Raw genomic sequence first — 482 nt, 5'->3', positions numbered from 1 at the left:
TTTTTTGTTGAATGTTGGTGAGCGTGGTGCTGGTTTCTTGAGCGTCGTTTTGGGCTAAAGCGCTTAGATATTCTTGGGTTTTGGTTTCGATATACTCCAAGTGTTTATCTATTTTCTTTTGGTTGTAATTTGCTTTCTTGCTGTTGTGTGCTCTGGATTTTGTACCATCAATAGCGATGGTTTCGCCTGCAATTAATTCGGCGTCTTTTAAAAAACTAACAAACAGTTTGAAGAGTTGTTTTAGTGCTTTAGGGTTGTCTTTTCTAAAGTCAGCAATACTGTGATAATTTGGACAAATAGCTTCTAAAAGCCATTGCAATTCAATATTGCGAAGACACTCTTTTTCTAATCGTCTCGAGGAACGAATACCGTTTAAATAACCATACAAATAGATTTTTAAAAACACCTTGGTATCAAAACTTGGGCGACCTTCGGTTTTTAATACTCTGGGTGTAAATCCTATTTTCTCTAAATCGATACTG

1 protein-coding gene is annotated in these 482 nt (G+C 36.1%); it reads right to left on the bottom strand.

The window, feature by feature from the left end:
• Window positions 1-482, bottom strand: a 482-nt coding sequence (locus G6042_RS00660; RefSeq protein ID WP_169522354.1) for a transposase, incomplete at both ends; no start/stop codon positions are given.

The sequence above is a fragment of the Flavobacterium solisilvae genome (assembly GCF_012911605.1).
In the GTDB taxonomy this organism is placed as follows: domain Bacteria; phylum Bacteroidota; class Bacteroidia; order Flavobacteriales; family Flavobacteriaceae; genus Flavobacterium; species Flavobacterium solisilvae.
Note: the sequence above shows the minus strand (reverse complement) of the source record. Positions and strands in the feature narration are given on the sequence as shown.